At 38.6% G+C, this 22,069-nt stretch carries 17 protein-coding genes, 1 pseudogene and 1 other annotated feature; of the genes and pseudogenes, 13 read left to right on the forward strand and 5 right to left on the reverse strand.

Annotation, left to right across the window (positions count from 1 at the left end; all coding sequences use genetic code 11):
• Positions 1 to 27: 27 nt before the first annotated feature.
• Positions 28 to 2,775 (reverse strand): transglycosylase domain-containing protein, encoded by a 2,748-nt coding sequence (locus QFZ31_RS27100; protein ID WP_307309098.1) that lies wholly within the window; start codon positions 2,773 to 2,775, stop codon positions 28 to 30.
• Between the two features lie 145 nt (positions 2,776 to 2,920).
• Positions 2,921 to 3,136 (forward strand) — a binding site (T-box leader).
• 167 nt (positions 3,137 to 3,303) lie between these two features.
• Between QFZ31_RS27100 and tyrS the strand changes: the two genes are divergently transcribed.
• Both tyrS and QFZ31_RS27110 read left to right on the forward strand, forming a co-directional pair.
• Complete coding sequence (tyrS, locus tag QFZ31_RS27105) at positions 3,304 to 4,560, forward strand: tyrosine--tRNA ligase (protein ID WP_307309100.1); 1,257 nt, start codon at positions 3,304 to 3,306, stop codon at positions 4,558 to 4,560.
• Positions 4,561 to 4,674: 114 nt separating this feature from the next.
• Positions 4,675 to 4,860 (forward strand): DUF6954 family protein, encoded by a 186-nt coding sequence (locus QFZ31_RS27110; RefSeq protein WP_307309103.1) that lies wholly within the window; start codon positions 4,675 to 4,677, stop codon positions 4,858 to 4,860.
• A 131-nt stretch (positions 4,861 to 4,991) separates the two neighbouring features.
• Here the strand turns inward: QFZ31_RS27110 and QFZ31_RS27115 are convergent.
• A pseudogene (locus QFZ31_RS27115) lies at positions 4,992 to 5,126 on the reverse strand (site-specific integrase); the annotation flags it as partial.
• Between the two features lie 202 nt (positions 5,127 to 5,328).
• On the opposite strand from QFZ31_RS27115, the gene QFZ31_RS27120 reads away from it, so the two are divergent.
• The 3 genes from QFZ31_RS27120 (at position 5,329) to QFZ31_RS27130 (ending at position 8,855) form a co-directional block, all read left to right on the forward strand.
• Positions 5,329 to 6,693, forward strand: coding sequence for an MFS transporter (locus QFZ31_RS27120; RefSeq protein WP_307309106.1), 1,365 nt, complete (start codon positions 5,329 to 5,331; stop codon positions 6,691 to 6,693).
• 291 nt (positions 6,694 to 6,984) lie between these two features.
• A complete protein-coding gene (locus QFZ31_RS27125) occupies positions 6,985 to 8,334 on the forward strand; it encodes an aromatic ring-hydroxylating oxygenase subunit alpha (protein ID WP_307309108.1) in 1,350 nt (449 codons plus the stop codon).
• Positions 8,331 to 8,855 (forward strand): 3-phenylpropionate/cinnamic acid dioxygenase subunit beta, encoded by a 525-nt coding sequence (locus QFZ31_RS27130; RefSeq protein WP_307309112.1) that lies wholly within the window; start codon positions 8,331 to 8,333, stop codon positions 8,853 to 8,855. Before QFZ31_RS27125 ends, QFZ31_RS27130 begins: the two co-directional genes overlap by 4 nt.
• 615 nt (positions 8,856 to 9,470) lie before the next feature.
• Here QFZ31_RS27130 and rpsD read toward each other — a convergent pair.
• Positions 9,471 to 10,073, reverse strand: coding sequence for a 30S ribosomal protein S4 (rpsD, locus tag QFZ31_RS27135; RefSeq protein ID WP_307309116.1), 603 nt, complete (start codon positions 10,071 to 10,073; stop codon positions 9,471 to 9,473).
• 307 nt (positions 10,074 to 10,380) lie between these two features.
• On the opposite strand from rpsD, the gene megL reads away from it, so the two are divergent.
• Positions 10,381 to 11,568, forward strand: coding sequence for a methionine gamma-lyase (gene megL, locus QFZ31_RS27140; protein ID WP_307309118.1), 1,188 nt, complete (start codon positions 10,381 to 10,383; stop codon positions 11,566 to 11,568).
• Positions 11,569 to 11,668: 100 nt separating this feature from the next.
• Positions 11,669 to 12,849 (forward strand): IS3 family transposase gene (locus tag QFZ31_RS27145; RefSeq protein ID WP_307309121.1). Its coding sequence is split into 2 segments (ribosomal slippage): positions 11,669 to 11,957 and positions 11,957 to 12,849, totalling 1,182 coding nucleotides; the frame shifts between segments, so codons are not numbered across the junction.
• A 49-nt stretch (positions 12,850 to 12,898) separates the two neighbouring features.
• On the opposite strand, the gene QFZ31_RS27150 is transcribed toward QFZ31_RS27145, so the two are convergent.
• Positions 12,899 to 13,381: a GAF domain-containing protein gene (locus QFZ31_RS27150; protein WP_307309125.1), complete on the reverse strand. Its 483-nt coding sequence runs from the start codon at positions 13,379 to 13,381 to the stop codon at positions 12,899 to 12,901.
• Positions 13,382 to 13,536: 155 nt separating this feature from the next.
• Between QFZ31_RS27150 and refZ the strand changes: the two genes are divergently transcribed.
• From refZ to mbcS, 6 genes are all read left to right on the forward strand, one after another.
• Positions 13,537 to 14,166, forward strand: a complete 630-nt coding sequence (gene refZ, locus QFZ31_RS27155; protein WP_306076228.1) for a forespore capture DNA-binding protein RefZ — start codon at positions 13,537 to 13,539, stop codon at positions 14,164 to 14,166.
• Positions 14,167 to 14,463: 297 nt separating this feature from the next.
• Positions 14,464 to 16,152 carry a septation ring formation regulator EzrA gene (gene ezrA / locus QFZ31_RS27160; protein ID WP_307309130.1) on the forward strand — a complete coding sequence of 563 codons (1,689 nt, stop codon included), beginning with the start codon at positions 14,464 to 14,466 and terminating at the stop codon, positions 16,150 to 16,152.
• Between the two features lie 127 nt (positions 16,153 to 16,279).
• A complete protein-coding gene (locus QFZ31_RS27165) occupies positions 16,280 to 17,434 on the forward strand; it encodes a cysteine desulfurase family protein (protein WP_307309132.1) in 1,155 nt (384 codons plus the stop codon).
• Positions 17,424 to 18,632 (forward strand): tRNA uracil 4-sulfurtransferase ThiI, encoded by a 1,209-nt coding sequence (gene thiI, locus QFZ31_RS27170; protein WP_307309134.1) that lies wholly within the window; start codon positions 17,424 to 17,426, stop codon positions 18,630 to 18,632. Before QFZ31_RS27165 ends, thiI begins: the two co-directional genes overlap by 11 nt.
• A 290-nt stretch (positions 18,633 to 18,922) precedes the next feature.
• Positions 18,923 to 19,126 carry an alpha/beta-type small acid-soluble spore protein gene (locus QFZ31_RS27175; RefSeq protein WP_307309136.1) on the forward strand — a complete coding sequence of 68 codons (204 nt, stop codon included), beginning with the start codon at positions 18,923 to 18,925 and terminating at the stop codon, positions 19,124 to 19,126.
• A 146-nt stretch (positions 19,127 to 19,272) separates the two neighbouring features.
• A complete protein-coding gene (gene mbcS, locus QFZ31_RS27180) occupies positions 19,273 to 20,856 on the forward strand; it encodes an acyl-CoA synthetase MbcS (RefSeq protein ID WP_307309138.1) in 1,584 nt (527 codons plus the stop codon).
• A 351-nt stretch (positions 20,857 to 21,207) separates the two neighbouring features.
• On the opposite strand, the gene QFZ31_RS27185 is transcribed toward mbcS, so the two are convergent.
• Positions 21,208 to 22,026: an NAD kinase gene (locus QFZ31_RS27185; protein ID WP_307309141.1), complete on the reverse strand. Its 819-nt coding sequence runs from the start codon at positions 22,024 to 22,026 to the stop codon at positions 21,208 to 21,210.
• Positions 22,027 to 22,069: the final 43 nt, after the last annotated feature.

A 22,069-nucleotide genomic window follows, 5' to 3' on the forward strand; every position in this document is an offset into this window, starting at 1 on the left:
ATTTTTTCCAAGCTCCTTTATTGTCATTTATTGAGGTGCAGGTGTAACAGTAACGCCAACATCCACTTTGTTAGATGGTCCGGATTCAGTTCCTGCAATATCTACCGCTGTTACATAATATGAACCGTTAGATGCTGTAAAGGAAAGACTAGAACCACTGGTGATACTCCCAACCTTTGATCCATTATGATAGACTCGGTAGCCAACGATATCGTTATCTGCTGGTGGTGACCAAATGAGATTATTACCAGATAGTGAAAGGGTCACCCCGTCTGGCCGTTTTCCGTTATCGACGATTTTATCAGTAGAAACTAGGATTTTACTCCAACGGTCCATTTTCGGTATTAGCTGACTGTAATTATTGAAATTATTTCCAACCATTTGTTTAATGAAGTCAGGATTTAAGATAACTCCTTGCTGAGAAAATTCTGCTGGTGTTGAATCTAAAGCTAGATACTTTTTATCACCAATTTGCACATAATTTCCTGCAATTAAGCTGTCATCCTGCTTAGTCGGTACATTCTCCGCATTAAAATAATCACTTACAACTAAACCAGCCTTTGAACAGGCAGCTGAAGGTAATAAGCCTGAAACTGAGCAAAACGAGCGTTTTACGATTCCATCTGGTACAGGAAATGATTCAGCAGGACTAATTAACTCGGGTTTAATATCATAAGCAGCATTCATCAATTCAGCCCATAGATTATTCGTTCTTTGTGAGTAAGACATTCCGCCATTGTTTAATGATTTTGGCGTGTCATAGCCCGTCCAAATTCCAAATGTTACACTTGGATTGGTGGCTACAAACCAAGCGTCATGGAAATCATGACCCGTTCCTGTTTTACCTGCCCAATCAGCTCTGAACTTTAATTTACTATTTATACCCTGAGCCGTACCACTTTTGATTACATCTCGCATCATATCGAGCGTTAAAAATGCCGTTTGTGGTTTAAATACATCGACAGGCTTCACTTCATGTTGATAAATAGTTTTACCGTTTTTATCGACGATCTTTTCAATCATGTATGCATCAATAAATTTACCTTCATTCGCAAAGGTTCCAAAGGCGTTGGTGTTTTCTTCGACTGTTACGCCATTTTTCAATGAACCTATAGAGGTTGAGAGATTGGTATAATCGTCACTTTTTAGGGATGTAAAGCCCATTTTTTCAAGATATTTTGCAGGCTGCTGGTCTATTATATCTTTATATAGCTTAACAGCAGGAACGTTATAAGATTTTTTTAGTGCATATCTTGCTGAGGTGATACCACTGTACCTCTTGTCATAGTTGTTTGGCCAAGGTCTTGAAATGGAAGGTTCGAGCCTTAAAGCTACATCCGGTAATGGTGTTCCTGGTGAGGCTTTCCCCAATTCAATTGCTGGTGCATAAACGAGAAGAGGCTTCATCGTAGAACCATTTTGCCGAATAGCGCTAGTAGCATGATTTAGCTCCTGCTTATCGTGGTCTCGTCCACCGACAAAACTGATGATTTTCCCTGTTTTATTCTCGATAAGCATAGCACCGACTTCAACCGGCTCCATGACAGTAATCATTTCCCCGGTTTCGGGATCCTGTTTCTGTTCTGGCTTATCAGGTCCGTAGTTTGGGTAGTTATTCTTTACAACCTGGAAGGCATCATATATATCTTTGTTGATCGTTGTATGAATTTCGTATCCATTTTGTCTTAAATTTTGCTTGGCTAATGTTTTGTATTTATAAAAAAGATTCTCATCTTCTTTTAAATCATTTTCCTCATAGCCGTCGTTTTTCGCCAATACATTGGTTAGGACTTCGATAGCACGCTTTTCAATTTCAAATGATAAGTAGGGATATTTTTCTAGCGGGTTTTCCCCTGCAGGAATAAAATCCTTGGTAATATCATAGGCTGATGCTTCTGCATACTGTGTTTCAGTGATGTGACCGCCATCATACATTCTTTTTAAAACCGTTTTCATTCGAGTGAGCCCCGGTTCTAGATTGTTTTTCACTGTACCTTCTCTAGTAAAAGGTGTGTACCCAAAGGGACTCTGTGGCAAACCTGCGATGAAGGCTGCTTGAGGGAGGGTCAATTCACTTGCATTTTTCCCAAATATTCCTTTTGCTGCGGCTTGAACACCACCGATATTTTTACCAGATGAATTTCTTCCAAATGTTGAAACGTTTAAGTAAGCCTCTAGAATTTCCTTTTTGCTAAAAAATTTCTCTAGACGCAGTGCAAGCAGGATTTCATTTGCTTTTCTTTCGAATGAGACTTCATTCGTTAAAATTTGGTTTTTGATTAATTGCTGTGTCAATGTACTTCCGCCTGATTGAGTGGCAGAGTTTGTTACTTCTTGGAAAAGTGCCCGAAAAACTGCTTTTGGGACAACACCTTTGTGTTGATAAAAATACTCATCCTCTGTTGCAATTACTGCTTTTACCAGGTAATCTGAAACTTGATCAATTTTTACTTCTTCACGTTCAAGATCTGTACGGAGCTTGCCAAGATAGACATTGTCAGAAAAGTATAAGTCCGATGTTTCCGTATAATTATAAATATCTTTTTTCATGCTGTCATAAGACCGGACAGGTTCGTCCTTAACAAGCGAGGCGAAATATCCCGCGCCCACACCACCTGCAAATGCTCCCCCAAGGATAACAACTGTTAGTACAAGCAATAAAAGGTTCCAAAAGACCTGGTACGTTATTCGTGCACTTTTTACAGTTTTTTTATGGGTAAACAAGTTGGTTATCGACTTGATTTTCTCTATCCACGCTTGAAATTTATCATTCATAGAATCACCTCTTTTAAAATCACATATATTATAGCATAATGATGATTACAAAAATGACAAACTTCTACATTTTTCTGATATTACCAATTCTTGTTTGACAGTGGGAATAATTTATGGTAAAAATTCTATAAGTTATCAATTTAATAATTAAGCTACGAAGGGAATCTACTGTAGGTCTTCTATCCCTGTTTTTTAGAGAGTCAGCGGCTGGTGAAAGCTGATACAAATAGAAGAGTGAATTACGTCCTGGAGCTTTCTCTGTGAATATAGAAGTAGCAGAGAACGGACTAAACCGTTAATTTTTCGAGTTGGAGTGTTTTTTGCTCAAGCCGGGTGGTACCGCGCGTTATGCGTCCCTGCATTTTTGCAGGGGCGCTTTTTGTGTTATTTAGGCTCTTTTCTAAGAAAAGAGCTTGCAAACTTAATTTCAAGCACCAAAGTAGTTTGTTTCGCGTTAAAATCGGCTTTTGGATTTTAACAACAATAATTAGGAAACAGCCTTATTTTGAGAATTTGGAGGAAAATAAAATGGATTTATTACAAGATTTAGCATGGCGTGGGCTCATCTACCAGCAAACAGATGAAGAGAGCCTAAGAGAGTTAATTAGCAGTGAAAAGATATCTTTATATTGTGGAACTGATCCATCAGCAGATAGTTTGCATATCGGACACTTGGTGCCGTTTTTAACACTTAGAAGATTTCAGCAGCATGGGCACCGTCCAATCGTTTTAGTGGGTGGTTCAACAGGTTTGATTGGTGACCCAAGTGGAAAAAGTGAAGAGCGGAAGCTGCAAAGTCTTGAAGCAATTGAAAAAAATTCCGAGGGTATCCAAAATCAATTAGCGGCTATTTTTGAATTTGATGGAGAAAATGGTGCAATCATGGTAAATAACTATGATTGGACAAAATCGATGGACGTTATTTCTTTTTTAAGGGACATCGGCAAGCATATTGGAGTTAACTATTTGCTTGCGAAAGATACGATTGCTTCTCGCTTGGAATCAGGAATTTCATTTACAGAATTCACTTATACCATTCTTCAAGCGATGGATTTCAATCATCTATATGAGAATCATAACTGTAAATTGCAAATTGGCGGTAGTGACCAGTGGGGTAACATCACATCAGGCCTAGAATTAATTCGAAAAATGCAGCCGGAAGGATCCAAGGCATTTGGATTGACCATTCCACTTGTTACGAAAGCAGACGGAACAAAATTCGGAAAAACAGAAGGTGGAGCTGTTTGGCTTGATGCTAAGAAGACCACTCCTTATGAATTTTACCAATTCTGGATTAACGCAGCGGATGCAGATGTTGTTAAATACTTAAAGTACTTTACGTTCTTGTCTCACGAAGAAATCGAAGCACTTGAAAAGTCTGTTCAGGAAGAACCTCATTTACGCCTTGCACAAAAGGCATTAGCTGAGGAAATGACTCGTCTGATTCATGGGGAAGACTCACTGCAGCAGGCAATAAAAATTACGGAAGCTTTATTTAGCGGGGATGTTCGCAGTCTGTCTGCTTCGGAAATCGAGCAAGGGTTCAAAGATGTTCCTTCCTTTAATGCCGGTGATACAGATGGAAATTTGGTAGACTTATTAGTTGCTGCGAAAATTTCTCCATCCAAGCGCCAGGCCAGAGAAGATATCACAAATGGTGCGATTACAGTGAACGGTGAACGCATTACCGATACTTCCTATGTATTACAAGCCACTGATCGCATTGAAGGTCAGTTTACGATTATTAGAAGAGGTAAAAAGAAATACTCATTGATTAAATATTAATGATTAGAAAACCCGGCCTCATTGGGTATATGAGGCCGGGTTTTTCTTGATGGTGTAACACTGAACCTAGGTACAGCGTCTTATATATAAGAAGACCTAATGGTGGTGATTTTAATGAAATTTCTAGTTCATGCATTATTTATTATTCTCATTTTACTTGTTACTTTTTTCGGGCTGGGTCCAGTTTTGTTTGCGGATGGTGTGATGCAAGAACGTATATGGACTGCAATCGTAGTAGTTGTTTTATACGCATTATTAGGAATACTATATTCAAGGTCGATTAAGTGGATAAAAAAATAATAAAAAACCGTGCCACTGCTGGCACGGTTTTGAAAAATTAACGTGAGAAATCCTCAACAGTAACAAAAACCCTAGTATTAATGGGGTTTAGAAGTGGTATTTTCATAACCTTCCCCAAAACTTCCCCCAATTTAGAAATTTAGTGCCTTCTCAAATGCAACCACTGATTCTTCTTCCAATGCTTTAAAGTTATGGCCATATAAATCCAAAATCATCTGTGGCGTGTTTCCTAATCACTCAGCAATCACTTTAACTGGGATTCTTTGCGGTCTTAAAGAAAAACTAAAAATATTTTTGATTGTTGCCTATAGCGAAACTAGCTGATTGTTCGTGGGCCATAACCACTTTATTATAACTTTAGAAAATATATTTCAGAAAGGGAGGAGAATTAGCATAACCGTAAGAAAATTTCTATTCATTTTTGTATGCGTTTACGGATTATAATAATTAAGTTTGGAGCTGATAATTATGCGTACAGTAAACCCTTCTGAGGTTGTTGCTGCAAGTAAATTTAACCGCTTTCATCTTTTTGTTTATCTTTGGTGCTTTTATGCCATTATGTTTGATGGGTTTGATATTGCAATGTTTGGAGTCAGTTTGCCTTGGCTGATGGAGGAATGGAATTTATCACCGGTTCAGGCAGGGGCGGTAGGAAGTTATTCGCTGGTGGGCATGATGGTGGGTGCGTTTATTTTTGGCCCTTTGGCTGATAAAATCGGCAAGAAAAAGGTTTTAGGTATTTGTATGATTCTATTCAGTGTCTTCACTCTTGGGGCAGGGCTGGCACCTAATACAACATTCTTTACGGTCATGCGTTTTATTGCTTCTCTTGGAATGGGCGGTTTAATGCCAATGGTTATTTCCACGATGACAGAGTATTCACCCAAGAAAAACAGAGCATTAATCGTGGCTACAATGTATTGCGGATACTCTCTTGGAGGAATCCTGGCAAACCTTATCGGAATGTATCTGGTCCCATCTACTGATTGGAGAGTCATCTACTGGATTGGGGTTATTCCATTTTTCACCTTACCATTCTTTTTTAAGTATTTTCCTGAATCCCTTTCATTTAATGTCATCAAGAAAAAAACAGACGAGCTTGCATCCGTCCTAAATCGGGTTGATCCTGGTGGTAATTATAAAAATTCGGATTCCTATCAATTTTCAAATGGTCAAGAGGCTCACAAAGGTTCAACGGTTAAAAAGATATTTGAAAATAATCGTACGGTAAGCACGATTGCGATTTGGTTTGCCGTCTTCAGCTGCCTGCTGATGGTTTATGGTCTAAATACTTGGCTGCCTAAGATCATGCAGCAGTCAGGTTATGGTATGACTTCAAGCTTATCTTTTAATCTTGTGTTATGCTGCGGTCAAGTGCTTGGTTCCTTATTTGGCGGATATTTAGCCGAGAAAATTGGACATAAGCGTATTCTCATCAGTCTTTATATATTAGGCGCAGTGTGCTTTGTATCCTTAAGTCTCACTTCTAACCTATTTCTTCTATATATCTTGATTATGATTGGCGGGGCATGTACAGTCGGTAATATGAATCTGGCGAACCCATACATTGCGGAGTATTATCCCCCAGAAGCCCGCGCAACGGGTATGGGCTGGGCCCTTGGATTTGGCCGGATTGGTGCCATTTTAGCACCAACATTGATTGCCTATATTCTCGCCATCGGGATTGCACCGCAAAACGCGTTTATTGCCTTTGCCATCCCAAGTATTGTCGGAGCTATCTCTCTATTAATTGTTAATGAAAAGTATGGCAGCTTTGATAAATTAACTGAAGAAAAGGCTGCGATGAAGATGAAAGCACCAGTTAATGCTTAATTAGAAAGGTCCTTTGTAATAAATAAAAAAACGCCTTCCGGTTCGCTTTATTCCGGAAGGCAAACTGCGTATTTTTTATACATAGGCTGTGTTAATGATTATTGTTGATTTTGTCCAATGTTGATTGGAGCGGAAGGCGCGAGACTCCTGCGGGCGGTACGGGACAGGGGAGACCCCGCAGGTGCTAAAGCGCCGAGGAGGCTCCCCGTGCCGCCCGGAAAGCGAAACGCCTGGAGCGCAAATCAACAAGCAAGTTTAACACAGCCTATACATAAAAAGGAGGACGATTACATGATCAAGAAAACAATGAATGAAAAGGCTTTTCATTTGTTAAAAGAAAAGATGGAACAAGGTCTATTGCCTCAATGGGTCATTACCGATCCAGATATTTATGATTTGGAAATTGAAAAGATTTATGGACATACATGGCAATTCCTCGGCCATGAAACAGAAATTAAGGAGCCTGGCAGCTATGTAACACGCTGGATGGTGAATGATCCTGTTCTTCTTGTCAGGACACGTCAAGGGGAGGTCAAAGCATTTCTAAATTCCTGTACCCACCGCGGGACACAGCTGTGCACGGCTGACCGCGGGAATAAAAAAACCTTTACGTGCCCGTACCATGGATGGAGCTACAATCTTGAAGGTGAACTAGTCGGTATCGTTGCAGGAAATAAGGTTTATGGAGAGGAAATGGACAAGTCAGAGTGGGGGCTTCGTCCGATTCCGCAAGTGGCAAGCTATCAGGGAATGATCTTTGGGAATCTGGACCCGAACGCTGAATCTTTAGAAGATTATCTTGGCGAGATGAAATGGTATTTTGATATTCTACTAGGCAGAAGCGGCGGCATGGAGGTAAGGGGACTGCCGCAGCGATGGGTGGCAAAAGCCAATTGGAAAGCGACAGCCGAAAACTTTGCTGCCGACCCGTATCATGTACAGACGACTCACCGTTCCACGGTTGAAATGGGAATCAGCCCTGAAGATCCTCTTTATGCAGGATATGGGCATCAAGTTGTCATGAAAAATGCCCATGGAATCAATGTCATTACCTCAAAAACGGGGAGAGCAAGAGTTCCTTACCAAGGTACTCCCGAGTCAATGTGGCCATTGTTTGAAAAACATTTGACTCCTGAGCAGCTCGACATACAGTCAAAGGTGACGGTTTTTGTAGGCGGTGTTTATCCTAATCTTTCATTTGTCAGCCCGATTCACGGAACAGAAGGGCATTTACATAATTACTTAAACTTCCGAATGTGGAGGCCGATTGCACCTGACCGGGTGGAGGTTTGGTGCTGGTTTTTAATCGATAAAGCTGCTCCAGAAGAATATAAGGAAGACGCCTATCGCGGTTATCTTGGTTCGTTTGGTCCGAGCGGAACGTTAGAACAGGATGATACAGAAACATGGGCACGGATTGTGGAAGTAAGTAAAGGGTTGATGATGCGGGATAAAGAACTGAATTATAACAGTGTCAGCAACTATTTGATGGGATATTCCCATGTGAAACCAGATGAGAATTTCCCTGGACCGGGAACAGCGTATCCAACCACCTATATTGATGCCTTATCACGAAAAATGCATGAGCATTGGCTTGAACTAATATCAAAAGACATGTTTGAGAAGGAGGTAAGCCGATGAGCTTGAACGTCCAAAACAAAGTAACAGCTGATATTCATTTGGAAATAACCAACATTCTTAACATGGAAGCTTATTATTTGGATAACCGAAAATATAAAGAGTGGCTTGAGCTTTTGGCAGATACCATTACCTACAGAATGCCGCTGCGTGAAACCGTGGAAGGTGTTGGTGTTTCCAATATTGCCGAAGATTCTGCCTTTTTCGAGGAAACGAAGACTTCGTTGAGAACAAGGGTCAATCGATTATATACGAAATCCGCCTGGGTCGAAAACCCATCAACTAGACAGCGTCATTTTATTACCAACATTTATGTTGAAGCGACTGCTGATCCGGATGAATACAAAGTACGGAGTTATTTCCTTTTCATGCGCAGCAGAGCATCTACTTCAGATATTGAGCAAATGTTTGGCGAACGCCATGACATCATTAGAAAAATCGATAACGGATGGAAAATTTGTTCGCGAACCATCTATCCTGATCAATCCGTTATTACCACGATGAACATGAGTATGTTTTTATAAAAATGCTTTGTTCATTTTTAATTGTCACTAGGACGGGGGTATGCGTATTTGAAGCTTTAAAATTAAATCCCTTATTGTAATCTAGATTATCTTGACATTTCCTTATTGCGGGTGGTGACAGTTTCGCTGGTACTACCTCAATATATAAGCTAGAGTTTAAGAAGATATGCTGTTTAGAACGCATTTTTTCACTATCTAATGGGGGAACACTTTGGGGACAAATTTGGGCAAACTGTTCCCAATATCAAAGACTGAATTATAAAGAGACTTAATAAAAACCTTGTTATATCAATACTTTCATAATTAAACTGTTATAATCATAAAGTATATCTATCATTGACAGAGTGAGCTCACATAAAGCCCTGATATTAACCAGGGCGTTTCTTTTTATTTTGAATATGGTACATGTTATTTGGATTTTAAAGAAGCTGAATACGTCTGTCCACTGAATTAATTTTGTTGGAAATCCTCCCCAAACAGCCCCCAAAACCTCCCCCAAATAGTTAGGGGAGAATACATGATTATACAAAGTAGAAATAAAAGAAAAAACCCTAGAAGCGTTGATATAACGCGGTTTCTAGGGTTTTTGTGAATGCTCTTTACAGAGCATTTCAATTAACGTGAGTAGAACTCGACGATAAGAGTTTCGTTAATTTCAGCTGGTAATTCAGAACGCTCAGGTAAGCGAGTGAAAGTACCTTCAAGCTTGTCTGCATCAAATGTTAAGTAGTCAGGAACGAAGTTATTAACTTCGATTGCTTCTTTAACAACATCAAGGTTACGTGATTTTTCACGTAGGCTGATAGTTTGACCAGGAGTTAAACGGTAAGATGGGATATCTACACGTGATCCATCAACTAAGATGTGGCCGTGGTTTACTAATTGACGAGCTGCACGACGAGTACGAGCTAAACCTAAACGGTAAACTACGTTGTCAAGACGTGATTCAAGTAGGATCATGAAGTTTTCACCGTGAACCCCACCTAATTTGCCAGCTTTATCAAATAGGTTACGGAATTGGCGCTCAGTTACTCCGTACATGTGACGAAGTTTTTGCTTTTCTTGCAATTGCAATCCGTATTCAGAAAGCTTCTTACGTTGGTTTGGACCATGTTGTCCAGGAGCGTAAGGACGCTTTTCTAATTCTTTACCTGTGCCGCTTAGAGAGATTCCAAGACGACGAGAAATTTTCCAGCTTGAGCCAGTATAACGAGCCATGAATGACTCCTCCTTAGTGTTTTTATTTTTTGGTAAAATAAAAACCGTTATGAAACATCAATGATAGCCATTTTGTTTTCATGCACCTTCGCCCTAGCAGCAGAGGGTTACAAGATACACCATCAAATGAGTTCGATGACTCATGAGGAACAAAATGAATCCATTCACGTGTTCACATAGGCTGCAGTTATTTTACACAAAGGATATTATATAATTTTATTCATCAATATGTCAAGTTAATTTCAGGAAATGAATAGTATATAGAAATGAAGAGAAATGACAGCGTTTTCAATTAGGGGGAGTCACATTGGGTAATGAAAATTTTCGCTTTGAAACGGAAGCTGTTCACTCTGGGTATAGTTCCGATGAACACCAAGGAAGTTTAGTTCCTCCCTTGTATCAAACTTCCACCTTCACCTTTTCAAGTGCAGAACAAGGGGAAAGAAGATTTGCAGGACAAGAGGAGGGATTTTTATACTCCCGTCTGGGAAATCCCACAGTAAAAATTCTTGAAGACCGAATGGCAAAGCTGGAACAGGGTGAAGCTGCGTTGGCATTCTCATCAGGGATGGCAGCGGTTTCTGCAGTGTTAACCGCTTTAACTAAAACAGGTGACCATATCCTGTGTTCACAGGGTGTATATGGTTGTACGTTTGGATTATTGCAATTGTTAAAAGAAAAATATAACGTTACCCATGATTTTTCGTTAATGGCATCAAATGAAATGCTAGAAGAAGAGATTCTCCCAAATACTGCCTGTATTTATATAGAAACCCCGATTAATCCTACCATGAAACTAGTTGACTTAGAATTAGTCTCAAAGCTCGCTAAACAACATGGTATTCCTGTTGTAGTGGATAATACATTTTGCTCCCCGTATTTGCAAACACCTATTAGCCTAGGTTGTGATATTGTTATTCATAGTGCAACAAAATATATTTGTGGTCACGGTGATGTGATTGCCGGAATTGTTGTTGGCAGCCGTGATTTCATCAAACAGGTGTCAAGAACCACACAAAAAGATATTGGCGGCACCATCTCACCGTTCGATGCCTGGCTATTATTAAGAGGGTTAAAAACGCTCCCTGTCAGGATGGACCGTCATTGTGAGAATGCCAATCTGCTTGTTGAATTTTTACGGAATCATCGAAAAGTAGAAAGGCTCTATTTTCCTGGCAATAGTGATTTTAAAGAAGACAATAAGATTATGCATAAACAAATGAAAAAACCAGGCGGGGTAATTTCTTTTTCTGTAATAGGAACAAAAGAAACAGCACAATATTTTATGAATCAATTACAATTGGTGAAAATTGCTGTTAGTTTAGGGGATGCAGAAACGTTAATCCAGCACCCTGCAACCATGACACATGCTGTCATTCCAGAAGAAGAACGAAGTAAAATGGGTATTGAAGATACATTACTCCGCCTGTCAGTCGGTCTTGAAGCATGGGAGGATATACAAGAAGACTTAGAACAAGCACTTGAAAAAATATAAAAAACTCGCCGCACTGATATTATCCCCTTTAAGTAGACAGTGTAAAAAAACCACAATAGTTATTGTCGGTGGTACACTTATACTTGGAGGGGATTTTTCAATGGCTAAAAAGGGACAAGAATTTAAGAGTTATACTGATGAATTTAAGTTACAAGCAGTTATGAAGTATATCAATGGAAATAAAAGTTATGCGGTTTTAGCTGAAGAACTTGGCATTAAAAATTGTACTCAACTTAAAGTTTGGGTTAGGAAGTGGAAAGATGGGGAACAGTTTGATACAAGAGTTGGAGCTACTAATCCATTCAAAGGTAGGCCACGAACCATATTTAAATCCGTCGAAGAAGAAAGAGATTATTTGAAAGCGCAGGTGGATTATTTAAAAAAGCAGTATCCAAATCTGGTAAAGGAGGAGAGGAAATCACTCAACAAATCAAATATGAGATCATTGATGAATTAAAAGATACCCATCGTATTACCTGGTTGTTAGAGATCGCTTATGTTAAGCCAGCTAGTTACTATAAGTGGAGGGCTACTCAGAAAGATAGAGCAGAAAGAGCCAAACAAGATCAGGATATAAGAGAACACATGATGGGGATTCATTTACTTCATCCTGAATTTGGATACCCTCGTATGACCACTTGGTTAAATGAAAACGATTATTCAATTAATCATAAAAAGGTATACCGTCTTATGAAGGAAATGGAAATTCAAGCTATCATACGCAAAAAGAGGAAACGACATGGACACACACCTTCTGTGATACAACCTAATCGTCTTAATAGAAAATTCGAGGCATTAGCTCCTAATCAAAAGATGGTTACGGATATTACATACGTTTCGGATGGTAAGCAATTTTATTATTTATCGGTCATTCAAGACTTGTTTAATAATGAAGTTGTAGCATGGGAGTTATCAAGAAGAAATGATCTTGAACTTGTCTTAAATACTGTTTCTCAATGGACAAGCAAAAAAGACGTAGCTGAAGCCGTTGTACATTCAGATCAAGGCTTTCAGTATACGTCTAAGCTATACAACAAACGACTAGAAGAATACGGCGTAAAGGGCAGCCACTCTCGCAAAGGAAACTGCCTGGATAACGCCTGCATCGAATCCTTCTTTTCGCACCTTAAAACAAAGAAGTTGTATATAGAACAGTGTAAAACAGAAGATGAGATTAGACAAGCAATCGAAGATTACATCTACCACTATAATTACAAACGTTTTCAGAAGAAACTAAACCAACGCGCACCAGTTGAATACCGACACGCGTTAGTCGCATAGTTTTTTTAAGCTGTCTACTTGACAGGGGTAAGACCACATGGCGAGTTTTTTACAAATGATTAACGAGAATGGCAGTAAATTCCTCCAATTGCTCTTGGTCCAGCTCATCAAAGCGACTTTTCTCAGGTGAGTCAATGTCTAAGACACCAAGTAACATACCATCTTTGATTAGTGGTATAACAATTTCGGAATTTGAAGCTGCATCACAGGCAATGTGTCCAGGAAATTGATGAACGTCTTCTACTCGAACGGTTTCCATTTTCTTTGCAGCTGTTCCACATACACCTTTTCCTAGCGGGATGCGAACACATGCCGGAAGTCCTTGGAAGGGTCCCAATACTAATTCATTGTTCTCATCCATTAAATAGAAGCCAACCCAGTTTATACGATCAAGAAACTGATTTAATAAAGCTGACGTATTGCTAAGATTAGCGATTTGATTAGTCTCGCCATGGAGAAGAGCCTGTAATTGTTTTTTTACCAATTCATAATTTTCTTGTCGGCTCCCTTTGTACATTTCGACATTAAACATGTTTTTTCACCCATCCATCATTAAATTTCTTATATATTTTATCAAACTGACAAGAAAAAGAGCATACTTTGTCGATAATTTCATGAAGGAATCAACCGTCCAAGCAAGAATTGTTTATAGAAAGATAAAAAAACTCGTGTATACGGAGGTGTACGATGAAAAAGGACTCTAAAGAAGAAATAGTGAAAGCAGCGATAACGCTTTTTAATTCAAATGGATATGCAGGAACATCGATACGAGATATTGCAACCGTTGCAAAAGTAAACTCTGCAACCATCGCTTACCATTTTGAGAATAAGCTTGGTTTATTAGAATATTGCTTTACTTACTTTTTTGAGCAATATCTTAGTATTATTGAAGAAAAATTTTCTTTAATGGATACAGGTGTTAAGGATTGTTTAAAACGAATTACAGCTGACTTACTTCACTATCAATGTGAAAATATTGAGCTTACAAGCTTCGTATACCGAGAGATGTCAATGGATTCTCAGGTAGTCAGAGAAATTATGTCTACCTATGCATTAAAGGAGAAATATTATTTTCAAAAGATCTTTGAAAAAGGGTTTGAACGAAAGGAATTCCGTCCACATTCTATTGCATATTTAATTATTCAATACAAAGGCTTACTTATGATGCCGTTTATTAATGCACATTATTTACGAGAGGTATTATATATTTTTCCAAATGAAAGATTCTTTGAACAGAAGTATCTAAAGGAAATTAATAGTTGGATTGAAAACACGCTGGGAACTAAGATAATAGAAAAGAAAGAGGCTATCCTGTAATTGAACCAACGATTTAACTATTAAATTTAAATGGTAAGCACTAGCTGAAACCTAATTTCCTTCAGCAAGTGCTTTTTTATTTGCATTTTAACGATATGATTATCTTTTCACAAGATTTTTGTCATAAAATAGTAAATTAAAATTTCTTTTACAAAAAAATTGAAAATACTAGTCAAAAAATGTCGGTTACATGGTATCATAGAGGCATTGAACTTTACCGTAGTTAATGGTTTTTAATAGATTAGGATATAGTACTTAGAAGATTTAAATGAAGTGTTTGAAACAGGGGGCTTGAACGTGACATATTTTATTGGATTTATTATCCTGCTACTAGCCTTATTCGTATTGGGGTATTTTATAAAGAAAAAGTATTTTAAAGAAATGGATAGGTTAGAAGCCTGGAAAATTGATTTGTTTAACCGGCCGATTTTGGATGAAATGTCAAAGGTAAAACAATTAAATATGACCGGACAAACCGAGGAGTTATTCGAGGGCTGGCGAAATCAGTGGGACGATATCATAACGGTTAAATTGCCAGATTTGGAAGAGATGTTATTTGACGCTGAAGAATTTATCGATAAATACCGCTTTGCCAAAGCCAAAGCTGTTCAACAAGAAATTAACGATAAATTACAGTCAACTGAAAATGAGATTAATAAAATAGTTGAAGAACTACATGAACTTGTTGGAAGTGAAGAAAAGAACAGGACTGAAATTGAGCAGTTAAAAGAATTGTACCGGGAAACGAAGAAAACGCTGCTTGCTCATCGACATAGTTTTGGAAAGTCCGAAAAATACTTAGAAGCTCAACTGGACGACGTTACGAAAAAATTCCATGAATTTGACGAGAAGACTGATCATGGTAACTATCTTGAGGCACGCGAGCTTGTAATAGGTATTCATGATCAACTAATGAAGGTTAAAAACAATATGGATACCATTCCTCAGCTGTTAATAGAGTGTCAATCTCTAATTCCAGCTCAATTGTCAGATATTCTCGAAGGATATCGTGAAATGACCGAAAAGGGGTATTACTTAAGCCATATTCAATTAGAAAATGAAATTGAAAGTCTTCAAGAAAAATTGGCTGAGTATTTAGCACTGATTGAAGAGACGAAAATCGAAGAGGCGTTAGAAGGAATAGGTGAAGTTAAAGAGCGAATTGATATTCTGTTTGATTTATTGGAAAAAGAAGTGAATGCCAAACATTTTATCCTTCAAAATGAAAAAGGGATGAGTGGACTTTTATCCTCTGTCCTTGAGGAACATGATCATCTTTCTAATGAGGTAAAGCATGTGCAAGAAAGCTATCACTTGACGGAAAGTGACTTTGAAATCCAACGCCACTTAGAAAAACAGCTTGCTACTGTTACAAAGCACTATGAAATTTTGATGGAAAAAATTAATATCAATGAAACGGCCTTAACGATTCTTTGTGAAGAACTAAAAGAAATAAAAATGCATATAGAAATGATTCAGGAAGAGCAGGAAAATTTCGCTCTTAAGTTACAAGCCCTAAGAAAAGATGAGTTTGAAGCACGTGAAGCACTAAGGGAATTAACCAAAAAAGTGGGCGAAACCATTCGTTTAGTATCAAAAAGTAATATTCCGGGATTACCAGAAGACTACAAATATTTATTGGAAGATACAAATGAAAGCATACAAAACGTAAAGCTTCAGCTTCAAGAAAAGCCGCTTAACGTATCAGCTCTAAATCAATATTTAGAGATTGCAGTCTTAACCGTCGAAAAATTATCAACTACAACAGTTGACCTGATTGAAAATGTTATGCTTGCTGAAAAGGCGATTCAATACGGAAACAGATACAGAAGTCAGTATCCTTCTGTTGCCAAGGGACTTAGTGATGCAGAAAATGCATTTAGACATTTTGAGTATCAGGAAGCTTTAGAGCAGGCTGCTGCTTCTCTTGAATCTATTGACCCAGGAGTCTTGAAGAAAATCAAGGCAACAGTTGTAAAGCAATAAGTAATAACCTTAAACCGATTCTGCTGAAAAATGGCAAATCGGTTTTTGTTTGTCTATATCACAAAACTTTTTCAATTGATAAAGTTTGTGGTAAGATTTAGTCCTGCAAAGGTGAGGTGTTAAAAAGATGATTTATTTTGATAATAGTGCAACGACAAGACCATATAACGAGGTTTTAGACTCATTTGTGAAGGTCTCAAGTGAATTTTTTGGCAATCCTTCATCCCTGCATGGACTAGGACTGCAAGCTGAAAAACTTCTCACACAGGCACGTACACAAGTGGCTAACCTCTTATCTGTAAAACCAACAGAGATTTATTTTACTTCTGGTGGTACCGAAAGTAATAATTTGGCCATTAAAGGGACAGCAATGATGCATAAGAACAAAGGAAAACACTTAATTTTATCCAGTGTTGAACATCCTTCTGTCCGTGGAGCAATGGAACAGTTACAAAGGTTAGGTTTTGACATAACCTATTTGCCGGCTGATCAAAATGGAAGAGTAATGGTAGAGGATGTCAAAGCTTCTATAAGAAAAGATACAATACTTGTTTCAGTTATGCATGTAAATAATGAGGTAGGAACAATTCAGCCAATTGCAGAAATTGGCAAGCTCTTGAGGCAATATCCAACCATTCTCTTTCATGTAGACGCTGTACAAGCTGTCGGAAAGGTTCCATTAAACTTAACGGAAGATGGAGTGGATTTATGCTCATTTTCGGCGCATAAGTTTCATGGATTAAAGGGGACTGGTGCGCTATTTATAAGAGAAGGAACTAGATTGGGTCCACTGCTCTCAGGCGGAAATCAAGAATGGAAAGTCAGAAGTGGAACGGAAAATGTGGCAGGAGCTGTCGCAATGGCTAAGGCTCTAAGAATGACGATGGTGAAAGGTGAATTAGGAATTGAAAAAATGAAACGGGTGAAATCCCTTTTGCGAGAAGAGTTAGCCAGGATAGATGACCTTACGATCAATACGCCTTTGGAAAATTCCGCCCCACATATTCTCAATTTTTCTATCAAGGGAGTAAAAGCAGAGGTTTTAATCCACACACTAGAGCAAACAGGAATCTATCTGTCGACAACAAGTGCCTGTTCCTCTAAGAAACAATTACCAAGTCAGACACTTTTAGCAATGGGTGTACCAGATGACTTGGCTGACAGTGCATTTAGAATAAGCTTGTCCTACGATAATACTGAGGATGAGGCACGAATTGTAATTAAGGCAATCGAAAAAGGCGCAAAACAACTAAGAAAGGTTATGAAATTACATGAATTATGATCGAATATTGATTCGCTATGGTGAAATCTCTACCAAAGGCAGAAATAGAAAGAAATTTGTAGACAAGTTAAGAAAGAGTGTTCGAATTGCACTTGCTTCCTTTCCGAAGATAAAAATTCGGGCTGAGCGTGACAGGATGTACGTGCTCGTAAATGGTGAAAACGTTGATGAAATCATCAAGTCATTGAAAAATATTTTTGGTATCCAATCCCTTAGTCCAGCGATAAGGGTTGAAAAAGATCTTGACCAGATGAAGGAGGCTGCTCTTTCTTTAGTAAAAAGCCTGTACAAAGAAGGACAAACCTTTAAAATCTCTCCCAAACGTTCTGATAAAACATTTGAGTTAGATACAAGTGGTATCAATCATACATTTGGCGGGTATATTCTTGAAAATATTCCAGGCATTAAGGTAGATGTGAAAAATCCTGATATTAACTTGAAAATTGAGGTTCTTAGCGAGGCTATCTACATGTCTTGTGAGAACATCCTGGGAGCTGGGGGACTGCCGGTTGGCTCAAGTGGTAAGGCGATGTTGATGCTGTCCGGAGGAATCGATAGTCCGGTGGCCGGATATTTGACAATGAAACGCGGAGTAGAAATTGAGGCTGTACATTTTTTCAGTCCACCGTATACAAGTGAAAGATCAAAGGAAAAAGTAATTGACCTAGCAAAGAAACTAGCTGAAATATTTGGTTCGATGAAACTTCATATCGTTCCGTTTACGGCTATTCAACAATCGATAAAAGAACAAATTCCTGAAAATTACTCTATGACAACCACAAGAAGATTTATGCTTCGAATAACGGATGAGCTTAGAAGAAAACAGGAAGGTCTTGCGATTATTACGGGAGATAATCTTGGTCAGGTGGCAAGTCAAACATTAGAGAGTATGTATGCGATTAATGATGTTACCAATACTCCAATTCTGAGGCCTTTGCTCACTATGGATAAAAATGATATTATAAAAATCGCCAAAGATATTGATACCTATGATATCTCAATAAGACCTTTCGAGGATTGCTGCACTATTTTCGTTCCATCATCACCAAAAACAAAACCAAAAAAAGAAAAAGTGCAGCACTACGAAAGCTTCTTCGACTACGAACCACTAATCCAAGAAGCAGTCGAAAAAACAGAAATGCTCACAATCAAACCAGATAGCAAAGAACAACCAACCGAATTCGAGGATTTATTCTAACTTAACTGTGATAAGTCAAAATATATATTGTCACAATGTTGATTGGAACGGAAGGCACGCAGACTCCTGCAGGAGTACGGAGCTAGTGAGACCCCACAGGCGCTTTAGCGCCGAGGAGGCTCACCGCAACGCCTGCGGAAAGCGAAGTGCCTGGAGTTCCAATCAACATTCTTCTGAACAGTATATGTCCTCATGAAACTTGTGAAATATTTGTGAACAATTACCAATTCTAAAAAAGTATATAGCCATGTGATTCTACACATTCTATACTCACAAGGAGGTGATATCACATGGCTAATAACAACAACTCAAACAATTTACTTGTACCTGGTGTAGAGCAAGCTCTTCAACAAATGAAATATGAAATTGCTCAAGAATTTGGTGTAAACCTTGGTGCAGACACTACTTCACGTGCTAACGGTTCTGTTGGTGGTGAAATCACTAAGCGTTTAGTATCAATGGCTGAGTCTCAATTAAGCGGATTTTCACGATAACAAATGAATACGATGGCTACAGAGAGTGGGATTTTTCCCACTCTCTTTTTCTTTACTTTTTTTCAGTATAACAATTTTAAATTTTTGAATAATTTTGTATAATAAGTCTTGTGATGATGTATATATCTGGAATGAGGGGGAGAAACATGAACCGCGAAGAATTAATTGCACCAGAAAAGTATAATCTTGTATCGGAAGTAGAACGATTTGCAAAAGATCCCAACAGATTAGCATTAAAATGGGAAAATGAAGCAGGGGAAACAAAACAGGTTACATATGAAGAATTAATAAAAAAAGTTAATCAAGCGGGAAATGTTTTCATACAAAATGGTTTAAAAAAAGGCGATGTAGTCTTAGTAGTAATACCAAGACTTATTGAAGCCTATGTTGTATATTTAGCTGCATTAAAAGCCGGTCTAGTTGTTATTCCAAGTTCAGAAATGCTGCGAGAGAAGGATCTTCAATATAGAATTTCACATGGTGATGTTAAAGCTATAGTCAGCTATTATCCGTATGTGGACCAATTTAAAAATAGTACTAGTCCACAACCACTATTAAAGTTTTCAGTCGGCGAAAAGCAAGAAGGCTGGATTTTTTTAGAAGAAGAAATGAAGGCGGCATCACAGGAATTTGAATTTGCTGAAACCCTTCGCGAGGATATGGCTTTTTTATCCTATACCTCAGGAACAACCGGTAATCCGAAAGGTGTTGTACATACACATGGATGGGCATTTGCTCATTTAAAAACTGCAGCATCAAAGTGGCTTTGTATAGAAGACGGTGATACAGTATGGGCAACTGCGGCTCCTGGCTGGCAAAAGTGGATCTGGAGTCCATTTTTATCTGTACTTGGTTCAGGCGGAACGGGATTAGTATATAATGGTAAGTTTGAACCACAAAAATACTTGAGCCTCTTAGAAAAATATTCTGTAAATGTTCTATGTTGTACACCCACCGAATATCGGTTAATGGCGAAGGTAGAAAACCTCGATGATTTTAAATTACCTAGCCTTCATAGTGCTGTTTCCGCCGGGGAGCCGCTTAATCGAGAGGTTATCGATACTTTCAAAAGACATTTTAATGTTGATGTCCGTGACGGCTATGGACAAACTGAAAATACCTTGTTGGTTGGCGTAACAAAAGGAATGGAGTTGAAATCTGGTTCAATGGGCAAACCAACTCCGGGCAATCGAGTGGAAATTATAAATGAGGAAGGCGAAGTCTGTCCTGTCGGTGAAGTTGGGGATATTGCCGTACATGTTGAAACGCCGGCATTGTTTAAAAATTATTATAAGGACCCGGAAAGAACCGCAATGCAATTCCGTGGTGATTACTATATTACAGGGGATAAAGCAAAAAGGGATGAAGATGGATACTTTTGGTTTGAAGGCCGTGGTGATGATATTATTATTAGTTCAGGCTATACAATTGGACCTTTTGAAGTAGAGGATGCACTTGTCAAACATCCATTTGTAAAAGAATGTGCAGTAGTGGCAAGCCCTGACGAAATTCGCGGTTTTATTGTAAAGGCTTTTGTTGTCTTAAAAGACGATGTCGATGCAAATGACCCAGAATTAACAAAGAATCTTCAAGAGCATGTTAAAACACTTACAGCTCCTTATAAATATCCAAGGAAAATTGAATATGTATCTGAACTCCCAAAAACCACTTCAGGGAAAATTCGACGAATTGAGCTTCGCCAGCAAGAACTGCAATCTATCAAACAATAGCGCTGATAAAAGGCTGTCCATTTTAGACAGCCTTTTTGTTATTAGCTGTGTTAAAGCTAAATTTATTATTTGCACCCTGTTGATTTGCGCGGAAGGCACGAAGACTCCTCGAAAATGCTATCGCATTTTCTTCGTGTGTGGGCAAATTCGAGGAAGAAATTCAATGTCCTGCAGGAGTACGGAGCAAGTGAGACCCCGCAGGCGCTAGCGCTGAGGAGGCTCACCGCAACGCCTGCGGAAAGCGAAGTGCCTCGGGAACAGGCAAAGACCGCCTGTCCCTGCGATGCTAATTCCAAGAAGCATTCCTTAGTGGAGCGCAAATCGACAGGCCACTTTAACATAGCATAACCATTATAGAAAAGTTCTTTTAACTTTTTCCCAGAAAGAATTATCTTTAAGCTTCAGAGTTTTAATTTTCTTATCACTGAGTCTAATTTGGATTTTATCAACATGACGAATGCTCAAAGCCTCATTGTCTAAACCCATTGTAGGGTGCTCATTGCCTTCCGAAATAATTTTAAGAGTCAGAGAGCGATTACCGCCAATCACAAAGGGAGCACCTAATGTACGATATTTGTTGTTATTAATGGATGCAACCTCACTGACCTGCATGCAGGGGATTAAGGGGTCAACGACCGCACCATTAACAGATTTATTGTAAGCCGTACTTCCTGTTGGTGTAGCAACAATCAATCCATCTCCACGGAAGGTTTCAAAATGTAATTCATCAATAAAAACATCTAATTCTAGCGTTCTAATGATGGAAGAGCGAATACTAAACTCATTGAGGCATGGAAATACCCCTTGTCCATCGACCATGACTTCAATAATCGGATAACGCCGTACCTTTAAATCTTCATTCGTAACAGCCTCAACCTTAGAAACGGCTTCAACCATTTTAGAGGAATCATTAATTTTGAAATCACAATACATACTTAAACTATCCTTTGTTGTAATACCACAATAAAGGACATCATCACGAAAACCTGTTTTCCTTACTGCTTGAAGGAAAGTGCCATCATCACCGATGCTCGCAATAATATTGGCATCACGGTGATCATTTACAATCGTTAAACCATATTGCTTTGCGGAATCATCTAAATTCCCTATCCTCTTCAGCATGTCCTTATCTAAATGATGATAAAAGTAGATATTTCGTCTATGTCCCATAGTGCCCTCCAAATTTTGATTATTAATTTTGAGAAAAATTCCC

The sequence above is a fragment of the Neobacillus niacini genome, from assembly GCF_030817595.1.
GTDB classification, from domain to species: Bacteria; Bacillota; Bacilli; order Bacillales; family Cytobacillaceae; genus Neobacillus; species Neobacillus niacini_G.

Bases quoted from the DNA above. Each gene is read 5' to 3' on its own strand.
- QFZ31_RS27185 (WP_307309141.1), bottom strand. From the start codon at position 22,026: ATGGGACATAGACGAAATATCTACTTTTATCATCATTTAGATAAGGAC.
- QFZ31_RS27130 (WP_307309112.1), top strand. From the start codon at position 8,331: ATGAGCTTGAACGTCCAAAACAAAGTAACAGCTGATATTCATTTGGAA.
- refZ (WP_306076228.1), top strand. From the start codon at position 13,537: ATGAAAAAGGACTCTAAAGAAGAAATAGTGAAAGCAGCGATAACGCTT.
- QFZ31_RS27110 (WP_307309103.1), top strand. From the start codon at position 4,675: ATGAAATTTCTAGTTCATGCATTATTTATTATTCTCATTTTACTTGTT.
- QFZ31_RS27125 (WP_307309108.1), top strand. From the start codon at position 6,985: ATGATCAAGAAAACAATGAATGAAAAGGCTTTTCATTTGTTAAAAGAA.
- QFZ31_RS27165 (WP_307309132.1), top strand. From the start codon at position 16,280: ATGATTTATTTTGATAATAGTGCAACGACAAGACCATATAACGAGGTT.
- mbcS (WP_307309138.1), top strand. From the start codon at position 19,273: ATGAACCGCGAAGAATTAATTGCACCAGAAAAGTATAATCTTGTATCG.
- tyrS (WP_307309100.1), top strand. From the start codon at position 3,304: ATGGATTTATTACAAGATTTAGCATGGCGTGGGCTCATCTACCAGCAA.
- QFZ31_RS27100 (WP_307309098.1), bottom strand. From the start codon at position 2,775: ATGAATGATAAATTTCAAGCGTGGATAGAGAAAATCAAGTCGATAACC.
- rpsD (WP_307309116.1), bottom strand. From the start codon at position 10,073: ATGGCTCGTTATACTGGCTCAAGCTGGAAAATTTCTCGTCGTCTTGGA.
- QFZ31_RS27175 (WP_307309136.1), top strand. From the start codon at position 18,923: ATGGCTAATAACAACAACTCAAACAATTTACTTGTACCTGGTGTAGAG.
- thiI (WP_307309134.1), top strand. From the start codon at position 17,424: ATGAATTATGATCGAATATTGATTCGCTATGGTGAAATCTCTACCAAA.
- QFZ31_RS27120 (WP_307309106.1), top strand. From the start codon at position 5,329: ATGCGTACAGTAAACCCTTCTGAGGTTGTTGCTGCAAGTAAATTTAAC.
- QFZ31_RS27150 (WP_307309125.1), bottom strand. From the start codon at position 13,381: ATGTTTAATGTCGAAATGTACAAAGGGAGCCGACAAGAAAATTATGAA.